Below are 20,088 nucleotides of genomic sequence, written 5' to 3'. Positions count from 1 at the left end.
CTGCCGTGACGTCTGGGCGAATTGCTGAAGGACGTTATATAGCAAGCCATGCAGCAGGTCGGCGCCCTTCCTTACAGAATTGGTCCTGACGGCGACGTGGAGGTTTTGTTGATTACCTCCCGCGGCAGCGGGCGCTGGATAATTCCCAAAGGCAATCCGATCAAAGGGCTGAAGGCGCATCAGGTTGCGGCTCGTGAGGCCTTTGAGGAGGCCGGAATCAGCGGCAACCCTTCCATCAGGTCGCTTGGCAGATTTTACTCCGTCAAACAGCGTGCGGGCCAGCCGGAAGCGGAAACAGAAATCACGGTCTACCCGCTGCTCGTGACCGAGCAGTTTCAAGACTGGCCGGAGCGACCCCAGCGCAAGAGGCGGTGGCTTAGCCCGATTGCTGCTTCGCATCTCGTGGAGGATGCCGGCCTAAAGCGTATCCTGCAGATATTTCACCTGACCGTGGAAACCTGAACGAGGGGCGGCTTTCAGGGAAGCTGTTTGATTGCTCGAACGTCGGCTTAGTCGAAGGGTTTCGGGCGCCGGCAGGCGTACTAAACCCGGACGAGTACGACCCGCGGTGGGTCTGGGCGTGAGCTATGGGGATTTCAATTTCGGCCGGGTCTGTGGTGTCAGCCAAGAGCTGCCTGGGAGCGATACAGATCGCATCGGCCACCCCCATTGCCGGGTGCGGTAGCCTGGGGCCGGTCGCTGTCTGCGTGCTTCATCGCCGAGTTTTTGGGCGATGATGGCTCTGGGTACGAACGCTACCGCTTCCGGCGGCATGATGACCGGAGGAACGGGTGTTTCCAGGCCATGCCGGATCATGGCGCAATCTCCCGGACGAGCTTGAGAGGCCGGGGCGGTGCGCGTGGCTGCTGCCAACGCACGAAGGTCTCGATCACTACCATATGGCCACCGCAGCATGGGCATGGCGGGCGATAGTCAGGCGGCTCCTCGTCGTCGGGCGGTGGCGGGGCCGGCGCTACGTGGAGCAAGGCGCGGGCTCGGGCGATCGCATCCTTGCGCGCCGAACCTGCGAGCAGGCCATAGTGCCGGATACGATGGAAGCCGCGCGGCAGGACGTGGAGCAGGAAGCGGCGGATGAACTCGTCTGCGGCAAGGGTCATGACACGTTGTCGGTCGAGGCCATCGCGGCGATAGTCTTTGTACCGCATGGTGACGCCGCGCTCGTCGAAGGCGATGAGGCGCCGGTTTGAGATCGCGACGCGGTGAGTGTAGCGCGACAGGTAGGCGAGCACGGCCTGGGGGCCTGCGAACGGGGCCTTGGCGTAGACGACCCAGCGCTTTTTCCTGACTGGCGCGATGAGGCGCAGGAACGCCTGGCGGCCAGCGAGCTCGCTGTTCTCGCTGCCGAAGAACAGGCGGCCAGCATCGTGAAGCGCAATCAGCCGGGTGACGAAGAGGCGGCGGAACAATGCGCCCAACACGCGCACCGGCAGCAGGAAGGCGGGGCGTGAGGATATCCAGCGCATCCCGTCGAGCGCGATGCCTCCGCCCGGGACGATCATGTGTACATGGGGATGGTGGGTCATCGCCGACCCCCATGTGTGAAGCACCGCCGTGATGCCGATGCGCGCCCCCAGATGCTTCGGATCCGCCGCAATCGTCAGCATCGTCTCCGACGCCGCCTTGAACAACAGATCGTAGACGACGGCCTTGTTCTGCCAGGCGATGGCTGCGATCTCGGCGGGCAGCGTGAAGACCACGTGGAAGTAACCCACCGGCAGCAGATCGGCCTCGCGTTCTGCCAGCCAGGTGCGTGCCGCCGCGCCCTGGCATTTTGGGCAATGCCGGTTGCGGCATGAGTTGTAGGCGATCCGCCAGTGGCCACAGTCCTCGCAGGCCTCCACGTGCCCGCCAAGCGCAGCGGTGCGGCAGTTTTCGACCGCGGTCATGACCTTGAGCTGATACAGGCTCAGGTGCCCCGCATGGGCTACACGATAGGCTGGCCCGGCAGCACAGAAGATATCTGCGACCTCGAGCGAAGATCGCACCGGCTCAACTGTCCGGCGCCCCCCTGTGCACCGGGAAGCATCGCCAGCTTGTCCAGGGGGCTCACCACCGCCTTGACCGTCTTAATGGCGACCCTCGTGTAAAGTGCGGTCGTTTCCAGTTTGGAATGCCCGAGCAATGCCTGGATGATCCGAACATCGACACCGTCTTCGAGGAGATGGGTGGCGAAGCTGTGGCGAAGGGTATGGGGGCCGACCCGCTTGGCGATGCCCGCCGCCATCGCTGCCTCGACGACGATGCGGTGTAATTGTCTGGTGCTGACCGGCTTGAGATAGTGCTGCCCCGGGAACAGCCAGCCATCGGGGTGCATCACCCCCTGACGCTTGCCCACTCTCCACCATTCGCGCAGCAGCAACAGCAGATCATGGGCCAGCATGGCATTGCGATCTCGCCCGCCCTTGCCGCACTCGACCTTGAGCAGCATGCGCTCGCTGTCGATATCCCGGACCCTCAGGCGCGTGACCTCCGCAGCGCGCAGACCCGCACCGTAGGCGACTGACAGCATCGCCTGGTGCTTCAGGCTGGTCGTGGCCTGAAGCAGGCGTGCGACCTCCTCGCGGCTCAGTACCGTGGGCAGGCCGCGAGGGTGCTTAACGTGATGAAGCTTGCGGGCCAGATCCGGTCGGTCGAGTGTGCGGATATAGAAGAACCGCAAGGCCGAGACGACGGTGTTCATGGTCGTCACGCTCATGCCCGCCTCGCGCTGGGCAATCTGGAAGCGGCGTAAATCTTCGCCCGTTGCGGTGTCCGGAGGTCGGCCCAGAAAGGCCGCAAACCGGGCAACGTCCCTTACGTAGTTGCGCTGCGTCGCTCGGGCAAAGCGACGCAGATCCATATCTTCGAGCATTCGCTCGCGAAGGGTCTTCGTGGAAACTTCCGTGATGGCGTTGGTCATGGGTCGACTCCTCGGTTGAAGGAGTCGCAAAGGTCTGCCTCTGGCAGCCGCCGCTCAATCGAAGGGCCGTGGCAGCAGCTGCTCTACACCTCGCCGATTAGCGCCATTCCCGCGACAGCGGGTTCGTACAAGTCGGCGTTTGCCGCAACTTAAGGGCTTGCCGCCGCGGTTTCCCGCGGGAAACCGCCGGCCAGATGATCAATGAGTGCACGGACCGCGGGAGGCAGACCTCGCCGCGTCGTGAAGACCAGGTGCACGATCCCCTGAAGGCCGCGCCAAGCAGGCAAGACGCGAACAAGGTTACCTGCCTGCAATGCCTCGCGGCAGACATGATCGGGCAGGATCGCAACGCCCAGACCTTGTATCGCGGCGCTCCGCACCGCACCCATGTCCGCGCATCCCATGCGGGGTTCGACACGGACGATCTGCTTGCAACCGTCGTCGGCTTCCAGATGCCACTCTAGCTCGTCTGCAGAGTCATCGGTCGTCAAGACAGGCAGATGCGCCAAGTGTTCGATGCCGCCGATCTGGCTAGCCAGTTGAGGGCTTGCGACCAGGATACGTGTCGAAAGGCCAAGCGAGCGCATTGTGAGCGCTGCGTCCCCTGTCAGCGCGGCGCGGACGCGCAGGGCAAGGTCGATCCGTTCTTCTATCAGGTCGACCGCGCGGTCCGTCGCAATTAATTGAAGCCGCACCTTCGGATAGTGAGCGAGAAAGGACGAAATGAGATCGGACATCAGTTCGATCATGCCTGTCGGGCAGCTGAAGCGGATGCGGCCATGCGGTTCTGCCTGCGCCTGCAGGACAAGCGCTTCGGCTTGCTCGGCTTCGGCCAGGATCGCGCGGCATCGCTCGTAGAACGCCTGTCCGGTGTCGGTCACCCGGAAACGGCGGCTCGAACGTTCGATCAACCGGAGACCGAGCCGCTGCTCGAGGCCCGCGATGCGGCGGCTGAGTTTCGACTTGGGTTCCCGAAGTGCGCGTCCGGCTGCAGCGAAGCCGCCATGCGCCACGACCTCAGCAAAATAGGCATAGTCGTTCAGGTCGATCCGCATCATCGTTCCTCCAGCGGAACGCTAAGTGCCATAATTGCCGGCTACACGCATCATCGTTCTGACCGCATATCGAATGGGCAACGGCGCAAGGCCAACTGCTTCAAGGAGAATGACGATGACGGACAGGTTCAACAACAAGGTGGTCGTGGTAACCGGCGGCACCAGCGGTATCGGTCTCGCCACCGCCAAGGCCTTCGCTGCCGAAGGCGCCTCTGTTTTCATCACCGGTCGCCGGCAGGAAGCCCTGGACGCGGCAGTCAAATTCGTCGGCGGCCAGGTCACAGGCGTGCGCGGCGACATGGCCAATCTCGCCGACATCGATCGCCTCTATGATGCGGTCCAGCAAAAGCATGCGCTGATCGACGTGGTCTTCGCCAACGCAGGTGGCGGCGAGATGCTTCCCCTCGGCGCAATCACAGAGGAGCATTACCAGAGCATTTTCGACACCAATGTGAAGGGCGTGCTCTTCACGGTTCAGAAGGCCCTCCCCCTGCTCAAGGACGGCGCCTCGGTGATCCTGACGGGCTCGACGACCAGCGTGTCGGGGACGCCGGCCTTCAGCGTCTATTCCGCCACGAAGGCGGCGGTGCGCAATTTTGCCCGCAACTGGATCCTCGACCTCAAGGATCGCCGCATCCGTGTCAACACGATCAGCCCCGGCGTCACGGATACTGCCGGTCTCGATGAGTTGTTCGGCGGCGGCGAGCAGGCGGCGGGCGCCAAGGACTATCTGGCGACCCTGATACCGGCGGGACGTGTTGGCCAGCCCGAGGAAATCGCCAAGTCCGTGCTGTTCCTCGCCTCCGATGACGCCAGTTTCGTCAACGGCATCGAGCTCTTCGTCGACGGCGGCCAGGTTCAGATCTGATCACGGAAGCGCCGGGCAGCGCGTTGCACCGCGACCGCTGCCCAACTCTTGCTTCACCAAGAATATATATGATGTCCCAAGAAAATGTGACGAGCAGGATCCGCGAACTCCTCGAGCGCAATCTTCAGGAAGTCTTCGGCGAAGGCGACGATGCTCGCCGGCAGGCTGCTATCGCAGAGCTCTGGACCGAAGACGGCATCCTATACGCACCGTCAGGTGTGATCGCCGGTCGGGCTGCGATCGGCAGGTTCGCGGGAGATCTCCGCTCAGCCCACCCGGACTTCGTCTACACGCCGCATGGCAAGCCGCAGATCCTTCACGATGCCGGTCGGCTTGCCTGGGGATCGGGGCCGCCCGGACAAGCACCAGCTTATACCGGCTGGGACGTCATTATCGTTCGCGACGGCAGGATAGCGGCACTCTATGTCTTTCTCGACGAAAGCTCGGAAGAGTTCCGCCGCGCCCAGAATATACCGTAACGTCGCACAACGGACAGCTGAGCGCGAAACCTAAGTGCTTTGCAGCACTTTGACTCCAGTGGCCCGTCTCACCTTGGCAAACCGTCTGAACGAGCGTCGGCTCCTGTCGGTCAGAACTTGCGGCGTGAACGGCCGCAAAGTCGGCGAAATCAATCGATTGACCAGAGTTCTTTAATGTCTCCCTCAGGGCCGAACCTCGGCCTCGCGAAGCATCCGGATGATCTACTCCGCTAGGTACGTCTTCCGTGCCATTCCTCACTCATTCCAAGCGTAAAGTAGCCGGTTTTCTAACTCTCAAAATGGACCACTTTTCCCGCGACAGGCCAGTCACCTGATACAGCGTGTGCAAAAGCCGCATATGACGGTCTCTTCATATGACGTTCTCTTCATGCTTTGGCCACAGGCTGACCCCCAAGGATATCCTCCGGGGTCTCTTTAACGGACATCATGCCCGCCTCGGGATTGTTATCATAGCCTGGAGCGAACATGACGGTGGTCCAGCTACTGCCGCGACTTAGCGAGACCACGTGGTCTAAATTCAGGTAGATCGCTCGATCTTCGTTATATGCCGTGCACTTGACCCAGGTAGTCATCTCGCGTCCTCGCTTTGAGCTGGTTACGATATGGGGTTGCCGCCGGGCGGCTTCCATGCCGGCGTTGACGCATTTCGGCGGCATTTCCGCCGACCGACGCGCCTATCTCATTCTTTCTCGCGGCGGTTGGACCTTTCGTGGTCCCCATCATTTACCTTGTACAGGTGTGCGAGATCGTGGGCTGGCAAACGAGCTCGATCGCATCGCCTTCACAGGAGAGCGAAATGACAAAGACACTCACGGGACTATTTGACGACTATGACGATGCGCAGAATGCCGTACGGAACCTCGAAGCCGCTGGTGTTCCTAACGACGACATCAGCATCGTTGCCAACAATGCGAACGGTAGGCACCCGGCAGCCTCGGAAGCCGGCGAAGATGCGGGTGTCGGCGCGGGAATCGGTGCGGCTGTTGGCGGTGTCGGCGGTTTGCTCGCTGGCCTTGGTCTGCTCGCCATTCCTGGCCTGGGTCCGGTCGTCGCGGCTGGCTGGCTAGTGTCGGCATTAGCCGGTGCCGTAGGGGGCGCTGTCATCGGCGGCGCTGCCGGGGGGTTGGTCGGCGCTCTGACACATGCCGGCGTGCCCGAACAGGATGCGCATGTTTACGCGGAGGGGGTTCGCCGTGGCGGCACGCTTGTGACGGCCAAAGTCCCCGACGATTTGGTTTCGCCTGCGCAAGGTATCCTGAACGGTGACCGGAGCGTTGACGTGACGGCGCGCGGGAGCGCCTATCGCGAACAGGGTTGGGCCGGTTTCGACTCTGAAGCGCCCGAATATTCGGCTGACGAGGTCGCGGCTGAGCAAGCTCGGTATCGGTCGCTTTGAGCCAGCATAGAGGAATCTGAAATGAAAAAGCTCATCATAGCCTCTGCAATGACACTAGCGCTTTTGACAACTGCGGCCGCGCAGGGTGGACCCACTCAGTCGACAACTGCCATAAAGACGGCTCATACCGTCAACGCTGGCGCCGCTGAAACCGGTCGCAACTCTTTTACCGAGGGACAGGCCCGCGAACATATCGCTCACGCCGGCTTCGCTTCGGTCTCTCATCTAACAAAGGGAAATGATGGCGTTTGGCGCGGCACGGCTCGGAAAAGCGGCCATAACGTCCAGGTGGCTCTCGACTTTAAAGGTAACGTCTCAACGTCTCACCGATAGACGATAACGACTCTGTGGTGGAGGTGCTTTCCGCGGGCAGCGCCTCCACCAATCGCTCCACGAACTGCTTACGCATGCGGTCTAACCTCGACGGTGAGCCAAGGTGACGAACTGGACAGCTCCTTAGCCGTGGATGACTTTGGCCTCCATCGCCCGGATGGCGTTGCCGGGTTGCCCGATTTCGGACCTGCCAGAGGATGACGACGAGATCGCTGCCTTGCAGGTGACGATGACGTGTTCTGCGGGCCGATCATCTACGCCGACAGAGGAATGCGTTTCCGGCTCGCCTTGCGCCAGCGTCGACCCGGAATGAACGAGGCAATTGCAAGGTAGAATATGGCCGTTACGCCAAGCAGTAGGAAAAAACCACGACATACGAGAGTGGGCCACGGGAATGGCTATTGCGCGCCAAAGGCCTAGCTACCGCAATGAAAATCATCGCCAGTTTCAAGCTGCGCGCAGGCGGAGCCTTTTCGAACATCTGCATTTCCCCGCCGCCCTGCGGTTAGCAACATCTCCATCAGATCTGCTCATGTCAACTGGTCGCGCCCTACCTAGCCCCGCCTGCGCATATTCCCCCGCGGATTTTCAAATTAACCACTGAGGGCCTCACAACGGCGCGGCGTCTATGACGTACAGGCGTGGGGATGCCTGTTCTCTTGATGATACGTGATACAACCTTTCCCCCGCTTCGGCGGGGGTTTCTTTTCGTAAGCGAGCTATTTCATGTCGGAATTCGTTTGCGACCGCCTGAGCAGGTCTAGCCGAGCGTCGGCCAGTCGCTCTTGCCGTTTCCGTTCCGCGGAGATGCGCTGATTCCGGCGTTCTGCTAGCGCAGACCAGCGCAATGATAAAAGTCCGAAGCCTGCCAGAGCCGCCCCCACGGCCAGCATGATATAAGCCTGCATCCATTGCGCCCCTTTCCCAAGGGACTTACAAACCCATCACGCCTTGACGTTAACTTAGGTTATAAACACCAGTTCTGTGGCCGATCCGTTCCAATGTGAGACTGTCGCGAACTGTGCGAAAAGCCAATTTCCGATCGGTCTGAGCCTCGCCTAGGTCCGCCTTGTCCCGGATTGATACCCCCCGTGGCAAACGCACACTCTGCCCCCGCTTCGGCGGGGGTTTCTTTTGCGGATTGAGAATACACAACTGGTTCTTACTGCAAGGGAGGCTACGGATTGCGCGCGTGCGCGGGAACGCTTGCCAACAACATAGCAGGACCCTGGGACTAAGGCCCTCGCTTCAGCGGGGCTTTTCTTCGCGCGCTGTCGGCCTGGAGTCGATCTTGAGCCTCGCGCGACCGCTGTTTGCGTTCCGTCCAGTAAATGGTTGCCAGACCGCTGGCCGCTACCAATGCCCCGATAGCCATAACGAAAACTGCCTGCATATTTGCGCCCTTTTGAAGAGCGCTTGGCAGACCGCGGCGCTGGACGCGTTAACATGGATTATTGCGGTGTGCTGCCGCCTCGAACTGGTCAATGGCTTGGGGGCCTAGATCGCGACGACAGCACGGGTGCATAGGCGCCGGAAAGTGTTAAGCATTTGTGATATTAGGAATTATCAACCGTGACGGGCCTGCGCTGACGACGGTCATGCCTTTAGCTCGGCCTCATTATCGGGCGTCTTAGGATCGGTAATGTGCGGGTTGGCTGCCGTCCTGAGTGGATCTGCGGAGCCATCGGTGGACGGCAGCCAAGGCTTATACTCAACTCAAGCCCAACCGTTCCGCAGCTCGCCGCTTTGTCCGGCCAGATTTAACAACGGTTAATATACCGGCCTACAAGAGACGGGATGGAAATAGGCCGCAGGCAAGCGGTTGTCGCAAATTCAGAGGGACTTCGATGGCGGTATCAGAGGGTGTGATCGTCTCCCCCTATGGAGCGAACGGGGAAATGCGAAAGCTGTGGCAGATGGAGGCCGATGTCATCGAATACGCAATGCGTCGTTACGGTGGCAATGTGGCCGAAGTCGCCCGTCGGCTTCAAATCGGTCGCTCAACACTCCGTCGTAGACTGGAGCGATACGAGGACGTGAAACGCCGGTCGGTGAGCAGCGATCTTTCGGCCGACGCCTTATTCCAATCGGCCGCTTAAGTCAGTTCATAGAGAGGCAGGGTTCGCCGGCCTGTTGATGCGACGGCAGAACGGCAAGGTTGACTTATTTGTCTTTGCGCCACCGCTTTTCGGAAGCCATGCGAGCTGCTTCAGAACGCTCTTCCGCCGTCATTGTTACCATGCGTTGACTGCCCCCTTTTCTGCCTCGCTCTGCAGCTACAGCGCTTTTCCGCTCCGCGCCTTCGTCTCTAATAAGCGCTTGCGCCTCGGCGCGAAGTCGAACCTCCGACGCCAGGTCGTCCCACCTCTCGGCAGATCTCAAGTGTTGTTCGCGGACGTTGGGGAGGATCGCTGTCTCGGCGAGGGCTCGTTCCTCTCCCGCACGAACCAGACATTCTGAAGGGCTTTGTGCTGCCATTAGATCAATCCTTGCGTACGACGCACTCGCGAACTTATTGCCGCACTTCCCAATAGTTTGAGCGTGCATGGTCTACTCAACAGAGCAGCTCAACGCCGGTTCCGTAAGTTCGGCCGAATTTCGCGGACAGAGCAAGAAACCCTGGCCAGCCTCTGTGGGGCCAGCGCTTCATCGACAGTGATGATTTTTCCAGTAGCGATCCCAGGCCAGCGCCCACTGATTGCGCACCCTCGCGCACGACACGTCACACCGGCAGCAGTCGTGCACGATGCTCCCGTTCTGTTTCCGCCTGCGCCCATTCCCCTCGGGGCATCGGCAGGCTTCTCTTTGCACAACCTGCAAAACCGCTTCGGCTCAAATCGCTGGAAGCGCCGGACCAGGGTGTAACTCGGCAGGACAGCGTGTAGAGCTTGCCCGCCTGGAGCGGAATTGCCGGCCGCGTCGGCCAGCGCCGTCATGTACTGCGTGCCTGGCGAAGCGCTAATCTTCTTCGGCATGCAGTTGCACCAGAAGTATTCCGCCGCTCGCCCGATGACGTCGATGTGATCGTCATATCGGACCCTTCCCGCTGGACGAATATCGCCGTTTGGGAATCGCACTCAGATGGTAAGAAAGGGCTCCCCCATGAACAAGGCACTACGCATGCATTCAGCCTGAGGCGATGTCCTTCGTACTATTATTATCTCCACAAGGCAGGCCGAGACGGCCGCCCGCCCATGGAGGGGACAATGAAAAGACTACCTATCGCAGCCGCACTGGCCGCAGCGACAGTGATTGCGGCGTTGCCCGGCGCAGCTGCAGCCCAAAGCCGGTTCAGCGTTACGTTCGGCAGCGGCTATCCGGGTTATTATGACGCCTATGGTAGATACTACGATCCATATGATGGTTACCGCGATCCCTACTACCAACATGATGCCCGGCGCGCCTGGATCGAACGCCAACGTTGGGAAGAACGTCAGCGTTGGGAGCAGCGTAGGTATTGGGAGCAGCACCGAAGGTGGGAAGAACGGCGCTGGCACCGAAATCATGATGATGACGACGATGATTAGGACTGAGCGATAGCCGGACGTACGACTCGCGATCGGGCGCTGATCGGCGCCCGATTGTTCCGTCAACAACCGGATGTGCTCGCTAGCTCGCTGCGCGATGTTCCTCACGTGCCACTTCGGAGATTTCGTGCGCAGCGTCCGCGTTCATCATCGCAATCCCAATTCCGACGATCAGGTCTGGCCACGCAGAACGCCAAGCCAGTGCCGTCACCAACCCGCCGGCAATGATTGCAATATTGGCGTAGACATCGTTGCGAGCCGAGAGGAACGCGGCCTTGGTCAGGCTGCCGCGATGATGCCTGAACTTTGCAAGCATCATCGCGCAGATAAGGTTGATCACCAGCGCGCCGACGCCAGCGAGTGTTAGCGGAACTGGCGAAGGCGCCAGCGGTTGGTGGACCTTGGACCATGCGGTCCATAGCGTCGCCAGACCGGGAACAAGCAGCACGAGCGCCAGCGCCATGCCAAGCCGCGCGCGAGCACGGACCGACCAAGCGAGCGCCAGGGAAATCAGCAGGTTGACCGATGTGTCCTCGAGAAAATCGATGGAATCAGCGAACAGCGACACCGCGCCGATCGCGCGGGCAATCGCAAATTCGACACCGAAGCAGACGAAATTTAACACTGCCACGATCAGGACCATCCGGCGCAAGGCTGGCTGGTACATGTCCTGCGGCGTTGAATCGATCATGTTGATCTGCCCCCTTCTGAGTGGTCCAAAATCATTGTTATTTTGGATCATGAAGGAGTTTGGAAATGGGCAAGAGGCACAAGCCGGAAGAGATTATCGGCAAGTTGCGTGAGGCGGAGATCGTCCTGGCGCAGGGTGGGACGACCGCGGATGCGTGTCGACGGATCGGGGTTACCGAGCAGACCTATTATCGCTGGCGCAAGGAATATGGCGGCCTGAAGACCGACCAGGCGCGGCGCATGAAGGATCTGGAGAAGGAAAATCTGCGTTTACGGCGGGCGATCTCTGACCTGACGCTCGACAAGCTGATCCTGCAGGAGGCGGCGCGGGGAAACTTCTGAGCCCTGCGCGGCGACGGCGGTGCATCGATCATGTGCGTGGCACACTGGCAGTATCCGAACGGCGGGTCTGCCAGGTGCTTGGCCAGCATCGATCGACGCAGCGCAAGGTACCGCGCGGGGCAGATGACGAGGGAGCGCTCACCGACGACATCGTGACACTGGCACGCCAATATGGTCGCTATGGCTATCGCCGGGTGACGGCGCTGCTGCGTGATGCGGGATGGACGGTGAACCGCAAACGGGTCGAACGTATCTGGCGGCGCGAGGGCCTGAAGGTGCCGCAGAAACAGCCCAAGCGGGGCCGGCTATGGCTGAACGATGGCTCGTGCATCCGGCTGCGACCTGAGTACCCGGGGCACGTCTGGGCCTACGACTTCGTCGAGGGGCGCACCCATGATGGCCGCAAGTTCCGCATCCTGACGATCATCGATGAGGCCAGCCGCGAATGCCTCGCCCTGATCGTGGCGCGGCAGCTCAAACACGAAGAAGTGCTGGCGGCCCTGGCCGACCTGTTCATCGCGCGCGGTCCGCCTGCCAATATCAGGTCCGACAATGGCAGCGAATTTATCGCGACGGCGGTCCAGAAATGGTTGGCGCAGGTCGGTGTGAAGACGCTCTACATCACCCCGGCGTCGCCATGGGAGAACGGCTACAACGAGAGCTTCAACGGCTCGCTTCGCGACGAGCTGCTCAACGGCGAGATCTTCTACAGCCTCGCCGAGGCAAAGGTGCTGATCGAAGCCTGGCGGCGGCATTACAACACGATCCGCCCCCACAGCAGCCTTGGCTACCGACCGCCGGCCCCGGAAACGGCTTCTCCGCCATTGCCGCCTTCCGGTTCCGCTTCGCTCCACCTCCAGGCGGCAATGGCAACGGAGGCGACAATGCACTAACAATCAGCACGGACCACTCAGTGGGGGCCGGTCAATGTCGCTCATAGCTTTTCAAGCAATGCAGCGGTACCAACATCTTCTTGATGATAAAGACGTTCCCAGAGGCCGCTTACGGCCTGCCCATTATCTCCCAATCGCCACGCTTTCACGATGGGATCGACTTGCGAACCGTGAGCATCAAGCCAACGCGGGGTAATTATGACTGCGATCTATGCCGTCGCACCGTTCGCCGCGCAACGTCGGCTTTCGGGTGGCCGCTCGGGCATACCGAATGGCAGAAAAGGCGGCGATCCCCGCACTGATCAACCTGTCCTGGGAATTTCAGAGTCTGCCTGAGACTTCAGAACTTCCTCGTCGTCAACGATCAGCTTCTCGATGAGCTCCAACAAGGCGGATATGCCAAATGGTTTGCTCAACAGGGTGATATGAGAGAATTGAGCGCCGACGAAGCTGCGTGGGTGCGCGGTTGTGATAGCCCAGGGAATCTGCAGTTGATCCAACCGCCGGCCAACCTCAAAGGACATTTCGTTGTCAATTTGAAGATCGAGGATCGCCGCGTCGATACCCCCCATTTCGACAAGCCCCAGTGCCTGCGGCACGGTTCTCGCGGATCCCCTCACCTCGTGCCCAGCCAGTCTCAGTGTGTCTTCGATGAGCAACGCATTGAGTGCGTCATCCTCAAGTATCATCACGGTCGCAGGGCGAGTAGCGTGCTTTAGGCAGTTCGGCATCATGAGCCTTTCAGAAGGCCCCCACACGTAAGTGGTGAATGAACATCCTTTCCAAATGGTTAAAGCGCGCGCTGTCTTGGTGGATTAACGTCAGATCATCGCTAACGCCGGTGCGTTGTCCTGGTCCGTACGCGAGAGGCGCTCAAATCACAGACCTTGCCGAGCAGTACGAGGGTCGAGCGGAAACTCTCCGCAGATCCTCACTAGATATCTGCTGGCCAGTGATCGGTGAGCACTCAAGACGCCCGGTGTGCTGCCGTCGCTATCCGGTCAATGGCTTGGGGGCCTAGATAATGATGGCAGCACGCTGGCATTGACACCAAAACGTCTTATCCTTCTGTGTGCCGCGGGTTTAGGTTGGGGCTCAGCACCTTGGTCAGAGGTGCTGACCAAGATCGCAGAGGTTCGATTCAGGGTCGATCGTTTGCGGTCAAATTCTGAACCACGGCCGCCCCCTCGCTGTTCCAAGGGTAACAATTTTAATGCCCAACAATTGAGTTAAGGTTGGTTGGCAATTGGCTTTTTTCTCGCGCTCGGCGGCAGATCTTCGATCTCCATTTCATCCTGCCACGCTCAGAGACCATTACGCCTAAAAAAGCCTCGCGTCCCGGCACCATTTCAGCTCTCGGTCGTTTTAGTGCGGATGCGCCGGTCACCCGTCGGCAAACGACGCGTCATGGGGGCTGCTGGTCACTTCGGCCAACTAAGAGTCTCTCGGGAGGAATTGATGAAATTCACTGTTGCATCCAGCGCTGCGATCGCGCTCTCCATGATGGCGGCTTCTGGCGCCCACGCTGTAGTCGTCGGTAGTCTCGGCAGCAGCGGGTCTCCGTTCGTCACGATCGACTCGTTGGGCACGCGGTCCGGCGGCACGATCTACACCTCCGACCAGCCTTTCGCGGATATCCCGAAGGGCGGGGTCTACAACAACCAGTTTCTGGCCGTTGGGCAGACCGCGGGCTCCCCGTCGATCATTACATTTGCAAACGCCCTGAATTACCTGAGCTTCCTGTGGGGCTCCCCGGACACCTACAATCAGCTGACTCTTACCACCAACCTGGGCAATACGTTCAACTTTACGCCGCAAGGGCTGAACTTTGCAGTGACGGATGGCAATCAGTCGTTCTCTCAGTACGTCCAGTTCAAAACGGCTGGGGGCGAATTGATCACGTCAGCCAAGTTCGACGCGACGCCTCTGAAGGATGCCTTCGAAGTCGCGAACTTCAGCACCGGCGTGCCTGAACCGGCCTCTTGGGCGCTGCTAATACTGGGCGTCGGCTTTACAGGTGCAGCTTTGCGCCGCCGGCGGTCGGTCTCGGTCAAATACGCCTGACTGACTTCCAAGCGACCGAAAAGCAAAAGGCTCGGCGGGAACGATCCCGCCGGGCCTTTTGCTTGGGACCGTTCAGGTCGGCAAATGATCGCAAGCATCAAGTGTTTGGAATCTGCCAATGTCCAATTGGCGATCCGGGATTAATCGACCTCGAAGCGGCGCGACGACCTTGGCCCGCGGACCGCCTTTTCGTCCGCTCGAGCTCAGGTCTGTCCGCACCGAGAAACGGAACCGACATTCCGTTGGAGCCTTGGGTGCGATGATTACTTTGACTTCCACGGTTGGCAGTGCTCGCCGGCCTCAAGAGATGCACCAGAAGCGCTTAAAACGGGAATTGCAGCGAGCTGTCGCCATGCCTTGGCTGCCCTTTGCCAATTGATCCGGATTTGAGGGGCAATCGCCAAGTCCGCTTCCATACGACACGCGTCAGCTTGCCTACGGTAAAAAGCGGATTGCGGCATCGGGCTATCAGGGCAAACGCTTTCGCTCTTCGATACCAGACGCATCAGCCGAAGATCCTGGGCCGATTATCCCATCTAACGATCATTTCAAGAGCCTCCGATAGAGCGTCGTTCTGCCCACACCGAGATCGCGGGCGGCTTTGCCCAAGGAACCTCCGTTTACGCGTAGGGCCAGGTCTATAAGGTCAGCCTCGATATCGATCATCGGCCGTATATGGCCATCGTCTTCGAAAAGCCTCACGTTCGGCCGATCGGGCGGAAGTGGTGCGCGGAACGCTCTTACGCATGCGGGATGCTGCAGTATCTCGCCCATGCTATCCTCGCGATCAAAAGGAATGGGGACTTCCAACTTTAGGAGCGCAAATCGAGCGGCTGTTGATCCGCTTACGACGGAGACATGCCCTGCGATTCCAGTTTGCGGTAAAGCGTAGATCGCCCGATCCCGAGCCCGCGCGCTGCCTCCGCTACGCATCCACCGTAGATGCTGAGAGCAAGGTGGATGAGGTCGGCTTCAATCTCGTCGAGCGTTCGAACGTGACCGTCATCGTCGAGAATTGTGATGCCCACCTTTTCTCTGGGGCCTATCCGTGCAGCAGCTGTCCTTCCATCTGACCGTCCGTACATTCGCGATCCTCCTTCCTCTTCGACAAAAAAACGGCGCCCGGTCGGAACAGACAACCGGACGCCATTGAGGACCGGCTAATCGGGGGTAGGGTCGATCGCACGGCCTCAATCCCTGAATGCATTCCGAAGCTTGGACGTTCCGACATTGAGAAGACATAATGTCAGTGAATGTCGAACCTCGCAAAAAGGGGGCGCCGGACCGCCCCCCTTCAGCAATCGCCAGCGCGAGTCAGGCAAAGCGATATTTGATCGCCTGCGACTGCCGGCGGCGCATGACAGCACCGATCATGCCCACTCCCAGGATCATCATGCCCCAGGTCGATGGCTCGGGCACGGCATTCCCTAGATTGACGGCGAGCCAGCTTTCAGGCCCGCCCGCCGCATCCGATAGCGTGGATTCCAGCGCGATACGGTAATTGCCATACCCTTGTTGGGCGAAGACAAGGCTGTTCAGGAACGTTTGTTCGGCCGCATCGACCTTGAAGGCAAAGCCAGCGACGCCGTTGCCTGGGTTGGAATTGGCAAAGGTTTGCGAACCGTCGATCGCGCCCAGAAGCGTCGTGCCGTTATAGAACTTGAGCGTGACGTCCTGCACGTTGATCGAGTTTCCGCCCGGTTCGGTTGCATTGAACACGAGGCCGATGTCGGATGCCTGCTTCCATCCCAGCTGGGCAATCGTCGGGACGCCGAACTTCTGGTTGTCCGAAAGCGGATTTACCTCACTTCCGCCGGCATTGCTCACGCTATTTCCATCGTGGACGAGTGCGTCGGCGATGCAGGTCCCCGAGCCTCCGAGAAGCGTTCCGCCAGCGCCCACGCCGATGCAGCCTGATTCCGTCCCGTTGCCCTGGATCGTCAGCAGGCGGGGATTATTTCCGAAACCCTGAGCACTGACCAAGATGCTGCTATCGAAGATAAGCGCTGCGTTTGCCGGCGTAGCGGCGAAGCCGGTAGTTGCGATTAAAGTGGCGACAGCGAGCTTGATCTGATGCGACATCGTGAACCTCCAAGGGCAATTTGCCGGTAGCGACACGGCGATTCTCGGGCTTCGGAGTGTCGCGCGAAATATCATGGTCGCAGGGTCCGAACCGCGCGAGGAGGACCATGGTTCCTGCATTGGTTATTCCCAATGAAACTGAACGAAACGCGCGGCGTTGCAAGGCTGTCCGGGTATCGAGGTTGCGGGAGGCTGCGCTGTCTTCGGCCCGAGATCGTGGCCCGGCTAAGTCTGTAGGAAGGTAACGATGACACTGGTGATGACGCTGGTCGGATTGATCATCGCTATGGGTTGCAGTGCTCTCGCCTATCGCTGGCAGGCGAGAGATACAGGGGAAGCACGCTATCTTCAGGCCCCGGTTCAAGCATTTCAGGATAGTGTCCCTCGCGGCGAACCACGAGACAATAGGATGCATCCTTTACGTGGTCGATTGTGAGGAACGCCGGATCATTTGAGCGGGATGAGGTGATAAACTGCGCTTTGAAAGTCTATACTGCGATATAGACCCGCTGTAAAAATGCATTTGTCACGCCAGATCGGGATGAAGACTTTTCTTATCATATAGGCCATCAGCCATCATTTATCGAGCTCATCACCATTCTGCATCACGACGACAGTGTGAAGCTGACCTTCCTAACTTTGAGCTTTGAACCTGTCGGTTATCGTCCACATTCTCATTCCCGGCTGTGCCAAGACGAACGTGCATTATGTCGTCCTTCGCGGCGTTTAGACATTTTATTTTGGCTATCAACTTAGCCACTGACGACGACCATCGGCCGCTAGTATGTCGGCGCAAGCAGTCTCAAGGTTTCCACGCGGGGCATTGAAAGAGTCCGACTAGCTAATCTTTCCACCAACCCCGCGTTCGCGACCCCACACCACAGCGCCGCTGCGACGATTGACGCCGATCTTAGCGTAGAGGCGCGCGACATGGTTGCGAACGGTATTGCGCGAGAGGTCCAGCCGCGCGGCAATCGCCGCGTCGTCGAGATCCTCGCAGATAAGCTCGAGTATCTCTCGCTCGCGCGGACTGAGGTCGGCGTTCGAGCCCGACGTGCCCGGCCGTCGCAGCGACGCGAGCTTGTCGACGATCGAACGGCTCAGCCAGCTCGCATCCTTCATCACCTCGTCGATCGCCTGGACGAGCTCCAGCTCGCTTCGTCGCCGTTCAGTGATGTCCTGGAAGACCCACAAGATCAGCGACGTGCCATGCCTGTCGATCGCTTCGGCCGAGATGAGGCAATCGACTGCCTGCCCGTCCTTGGTCAGAAGCCGGGCATCGGCATTGCGCATCCGGCCTTGCGCTTCGACCTCGCGATCAGCGGCGGCGCGATCCTCGGAGCGCGCCCAGAGCTGCAGGTCGTCGATGGTCTTGCCGGCCGCCTCGTCCGAAGTGAACTGGGTCAGCTGGGAAAAGGCGGCGTTGACGTTGACGATCTGCCCGTCGCCGCGACCTATCACCGCCATAGGGATCGGTGCCATGTCGAAGATGGCGGCGAGGTTCTTTTCGCTCGCGGCGAGCGCCGCCTCGGCGAGCCGACGCGGCTCCAGGTCAGCGAATGTCAGCAACAGCGCATCCTCGCCGGTCACGTCGACCGGCTGGCCGGCAAACAGGACCAGGCGGCGCGACCCGTCCGCCACGAGGAGCCGTGCCTCTGTCTGCGGCACGACCTCGCCAGCCTCAATTATCCGGCGAAACTCCGACGCGTGGCCCACATCCTGAAGCAGATCGATGCCGAACAGGGTCTTGCCGATCAGCTGATCCGCCTCAAAACCGGTCAGGGACAGAAAGCCCGCGTTCGCCTGCGTGAGGCGCAAATCGCTCTGGCGCACAATCACCGCGGGTGCGGGGTTAGCACCGAACATCGCCTTGAACCGTGCCTCGGCGTCGAACCGCTCGGAGAGGTCGCAAATGACGAGTGCGAGGAAGTCGGGCTCGTCACCGTCGTCATCCATGGCGACGTCGCGGACCTGGTGCACCCAGCGCGCTTCGCTCTCCCCCCGCTGGGGCGACTTCGACAACCAGGTCGGGAAAGGTGTCTCCTGCGAGGAGACGGAAGAGTGGATAGTCGCGTCGCTTAAGCGGGTGGTGATCAGCCGAGAAGACTGTGAATCGCTCAGCATAACCCTCCGCCGTGGCTCCGAGCTCATCGACCGAGGCCACACCGTGCATGCGCAGCGCTGCGGTATTGGCACTGAGGATGGCGCCCGCCGTGTCGATGAGGATTATCCCATCGAGGAGCTGCGCCGTGAGCTGCTCAAGATGCGCGAAGGTCAAGCGACTGGCGTGATGACTGACGGCGGAATCCATTGCCTGGTAAGGCGATACCCGCAGAAAAGTTCCGCGCGCTTGTACTAGTCCCGTTGGTGCCTGTGCACCTATTCATGCTAGGGCGGGAAGAGCACGAACGGAACGCAACGACCAAGTCCAGGGTTTCTTCGGTTCCAAGAGTGCAGAAAGGTTATGCAATGGGTATCGTTATTCTTCTCGTTGTCGGAGGCCTGATCGGCTGGGTCGCGAGCATGATCATGCGCACCGATGCCCAGCAGGGCGTCCTCCTCAATGTCGTCGTGGGCATTGTCGGCGCGCTTATTGCAGGTTTTGTCGTCACACCGCTCATCGGCGGGGCGCCGATCACCAGCGGCGTGATCAGCATTCCCTCGGTGCTTGTCTCCCTGGTCGGTGCGATCCTGCTGCTCGCCATCGTCAATCTGTTCCGCCGCGGCTCGGTGCGCTGAGCGCTTCGTCGAACTGCATCACTCTCACGTGCCGCAGAAGCAAGCTCGCTCCTGCGGCACAATAATCAAGCTGGACCAGAGCGCGGCGAATCTGTGAGCCGTCGACGTGTTCGAAGATCTGCCCTCCAGCAAGCGCCTCCCTAGCTACCTTTAGGTGGCGCCTGGCATATGCCCCTATTCAATTCTGTTGATCGAATGAGAGGATCATGGACCGTCTTTTCACCAACATCGCCAGCAGATCGGCGCATGCGCTCGGAGAGCCACTCGCCTTCATCCTGTCGATCGTTCTTATCGTCGCATGGGCGGTCTCCGGTCCTTTCTTTCACTATTCCGACACGTGGCAGCTGATCGTCAACACGGCGACGACCGTGCTGACCTTTCTGGCGGTGTTCCTCATCCAAAACAGTCAGAACCGCGACGGCGCCGCGATCCAGGCAAAGCTAGACGAAATACTCCGCTCGCTCGATGCAGCGCGCAATCAGTTCGTCGGGATCGAACACCTCACCGATGCCCAGATCTGTCAGATCCGCGATGCGCTGGAGGAAGACATTCAGCGGGCGGACCAAGAAGGCGAGTCCGCAGAATCTTCGGTCGAGCGACTTCTCGATCGCCATTGATGTGGATCTCCACAGGATCGGGACCAGATAATTGCGCCTATTCTTAAAATATTTTGAAATAT

20 protein-coding genes are annotated in these 20,088 nt (G+C 60.0%); 10 read left to right on the top strand and 10 right to left on the bottom strand.

Translation table 11 applies throughout. From position 1 onward, the window contains the following. Positions 1–48: 48 nt before the first annotated feature. The gene (locus KRR38_RS34065; RefSeq protein WP_217408193.1) at positions 49–462 is read left to right on the top strand and encodes an NUDIX hydrolase; all 414 of its coding nucleotides are present in this window, start codon (positions 49–51) and stop codon (positions 460–462) included. 350 nt (positions 463–812) lie between these two features. Here KRR38_RS34065 and KRR38_RS34060 read toward each other — a convergent pair whose 3' ends face one another. The 3 genes from KRR38_RS34060 to KRR38_RS34050 form a co-directional block, all read right to left on the bottom strand. Then, the gene (locus KRR38_RS34060; protein ID WP_217401357.1) at positions 813–2,006 is read right to left on the bottom strand and encodes an IS91 family transposase; all 1,194 of its coding nucleotides are present in this window, start codon (positions 2,004–2,006) and stop codon (positions 813–815) included. Continuing rightward, a complete protein-coding gene (locus KRR38_RS34055; protein ID WP_217408192.1) occupies positions 1,946–2,920 on the bottom strand; it encodes a site-specific integrase in 975 nt (324 codons plus the stop codon). The genes KRR38_RS34060 and KRR38_RS34055 overlap by 61 nt, the downstream gene beginning before the upstream one ends. Before the next feature lie 149 nt (positions 2,921–3,069). Continuing rightward, a complete protein-coding gene (locus KRR38_RS34050; protein ID WP_217408365.1) occupies positions 3,070–3,975 on the bottom strand; it encodes a LysR family transcriptional regulator in 906 nt (301 codons plus the stop codon). 115 nt (positions 3,976–4,090) lie between these two features. On the opposite strand from KRR38_RS34050, the gene KRR38_RS34045 reads away from it, so the two are divergent. The 5 genes from KRR38_RS34045 (at position 4,091) to KRR38_RS34025 (ending at position 10,599) form a co-directional block, all read left to right on the top strand. Then, positions 4,091–4,843, top strand: coding sequence for an SDR family NAD(P)-dependent oxidoreductase (locus KRR38_RS34045; RefSeq protein ID WP_217408191.1), 753 nt, complete (start codon positions 4,091–4,093; stop codon positions 4,841–4,843). A gap of 86 nt (positions 4,844–4,929) precedes the next feature. Then, positions 4,930–5,322, top strand: coding sequence for a nuclear transport factor 2 family protein (locus KRR38_RS34040; RefSeq protein WP_309141255.1), 393 nt, complete (start codon positions 4,930–4,932; stop codon positions 5,320–5,322). Between the two features lie 817 nt (positions 5,323–6,139). Then, positions 6,140–6,739 (top strand): general stress protein, encoded by a 600-nt coding sequence (locus tag KRR38_RS34035; RefSeq protein WP_217408190.1) that lies wholly within the window; start codon positions 6,140–6,142, stop codon positions 6,737–6,739. Positions 6,740–8,919: 2,180 nt separating this feature from the next. Then, the gene (locus KRR38_RS38155; RefSeq protein ID WP_217408189.1) at positions 8,920–9,171 is read left to right on the top strand and encodes a helix-turn-helix domain-containing protein; all 252 of its coding nucleotides are present in this window, start codon (positions 8,920–8,922) and stop codon (positions 9,169–9,171) included. Between the two features lie 1,107 nt (positions 9,172–10,278). Beyond that, positions 10,279–10,599: a hypothetical protein gene (locus KRR38_RS34025; RefSeq protein ID WP_217408188.1), complete on the top strand. Its 321-nt coding sequence runs from the start codon at positions 10,279–10,281 to the stop codon at positions 10,597–10,599. An 82-nt stretch (positions 10,600–10,681) separates the two neighbouring features. Here the strand turns inward: KRR38_RS34025 and KRR38_RS34020 are convergent, their stop codons facing one another. Further along, positions 10,682–11,290 carry a cation transporter gene (locus KRR38_RS34020; RefSeq protein WP_254515901.1) on the bottom strand — a complete coding sequence of 203 codons (609 nt, stop codon included), beginning with the start codon at positions 11,288–11,290 and terminating at the stop codon, positions 10,682–10,684. 65 nt (positions 11,291–11,355) lie between these two features. Between KRR38_RS34020 and KRR38_RS34015 the strand changes: the two genes are divergently transcribed. After that, a protein-coding gene (locus tag KRR38_RS34015; protein WP_217408187.1) for an IS3 family transposase occupies positions 11,356–12,524 on the top strand; the annotation gives its coding sequence in 2 pieces (ribosomal slippage) (positions 11,356–11,617 and positions 11,617–12,524; 1,170 coding nt in all). Positions 12,525–12,826: 302 nt separating this feature from the next. Here the strand turns inward: KRR38_RS34015 and KRR38_RS34010 are convergent. Beyond that, positions 12,827–13,213: a response regulator gene (locus KRR38_RS34010; protein WP_217408186.1), complete on the bottom strand. Its 387-nt coding sequence runs from the start codon at positions 13,211–13,213 to the stop codon at positions 12,827–12,829. Positions 13,214–13,982: 769 nt separating this feature from the next. Between KRR38_RS34010 and KRR38_RS34005 the strand changes: the two genes are divergently transcribed. After that, a complete protein-coding gene (locus KRR38_RS34005; protein ID WP_217408185.1) occupies positions 13,983–14,588 on the top strand; it encodes a PEPxxWA-CTERM sorting domain-containing protein in 606 nt (201 codons plus the stop codon). A 543-nt stretch (positions 14,589–15,131) separates the two neighbouring features. Here the strand turns inward: KRR38_RS34005 and KRR38_RS38150 are convergent. From KRR38_RS38150 to KRR38_RS38145, 5 genes are all read right to left on the bottom strand, one after another. Further along, positions 15,132–15,254, bottom strand: a complete 123-nt coding sequence (locus tag KRR38_RS38150; protein WP_375293508.1) for a helix-turn-helix domain-containing protein — start codon at positions 15,252–15,254, stop codon at positions 15,132–15,134. A 179-nt stretch (positions 15,255–15,433) separates the two neighbouring features. After that, positions 15,434–15,616, bottom strand: coding sequence for a helix-turn-helix domain-containing protein (locus tag KRR38_RS33995; RefSeq protein ID WP_375293504.1), 183 nt, complete (start codon positions 15,614–15,616; stop codon positions 15,434–15,436). Between the two features lie 286 nt (positions 15,617–15,902). After that, on the bottom strand, positions 15,903–16,670 hold the full coding sequence (locus tag KRR38_RS33990) for a PEPxxWA-CTERM sorting domain-containing protein (protein ID WP_254515900.1): 768 nt from the start codon (positions 16,668–16,670) through the stop codon (positions 15,903–15,905). Positions 16,671–17,507: 837 nt separating this feature from the next. Then, entirely contained in the window at positions 17,508–18,626 is a 1,119-nt protein-coding gene (locus KRR38_RS33985) for a helix-turn-helix transcriptional regulator (protein ID WP_256449664.1), read from the bottom strand. Then, on the bottom strand, positions 18,619–18,981 hold the full coding sequence (locus tag KRR38_RS38145) for a PAS domain-containing protein (RefSeq protein ID WP_375293503.1): 363 nt from the start codon (positions 18,979–18,981) through the stop codon (positions 18,619–18,621). Before KRR38_RS38145 ends, KRR38_RS33985 begins: the two co-directional genes overlap by 8 nt. Before the next feature lie 158 nt (positions 18,982–19,139). On the opposite strand from KRR38_RS38145, the gene KRR38_RS33975 reads away from it, so the two are divergent. Together KRR38_RS33975 and KRR38_RS33970 are read left to right on the top strand one after the other, a co-directional pair. Beyond that, the gene (locus tag KRR38_RS33975) at positions 19,140–19,409 is read left to right on the top strand and encodes a GlsB/YeaQ/YmgE family stress response membrane protein (RefSeq protein WP_217405710.1); all 270 of its coding nucleotides are present in this window, start codon (positions 19,140–19,142) and stop codon (positions 19,407–19,409) included. A 206-nt stretch (positions 19,410–19,615) separates the two neighbouring features. Then, positions 19,616–20,026, top strand: coding sequence for a low affinity iron permease family protein (locus tag KRR38_RS33970; protein WP_217405712.1), 411 nt, complete (start codon positions 19,616–19,618; stop codon positions 20,024–20,026). Positions 20,027–20,088: the final 62 nt, after the last annotated feature.

The organism is Novosphingobium sp. G106, assembly GCF_019075875.1.
Lineage (GTDB): Bacteria > Pseudomonadota > Alphaproteobacteria > Sphingomonadales > Sphingomonadaceae > Novosphingobium.
This window is presented reverse-complemented; position numbering and strand designations above follow the sequence as displayed.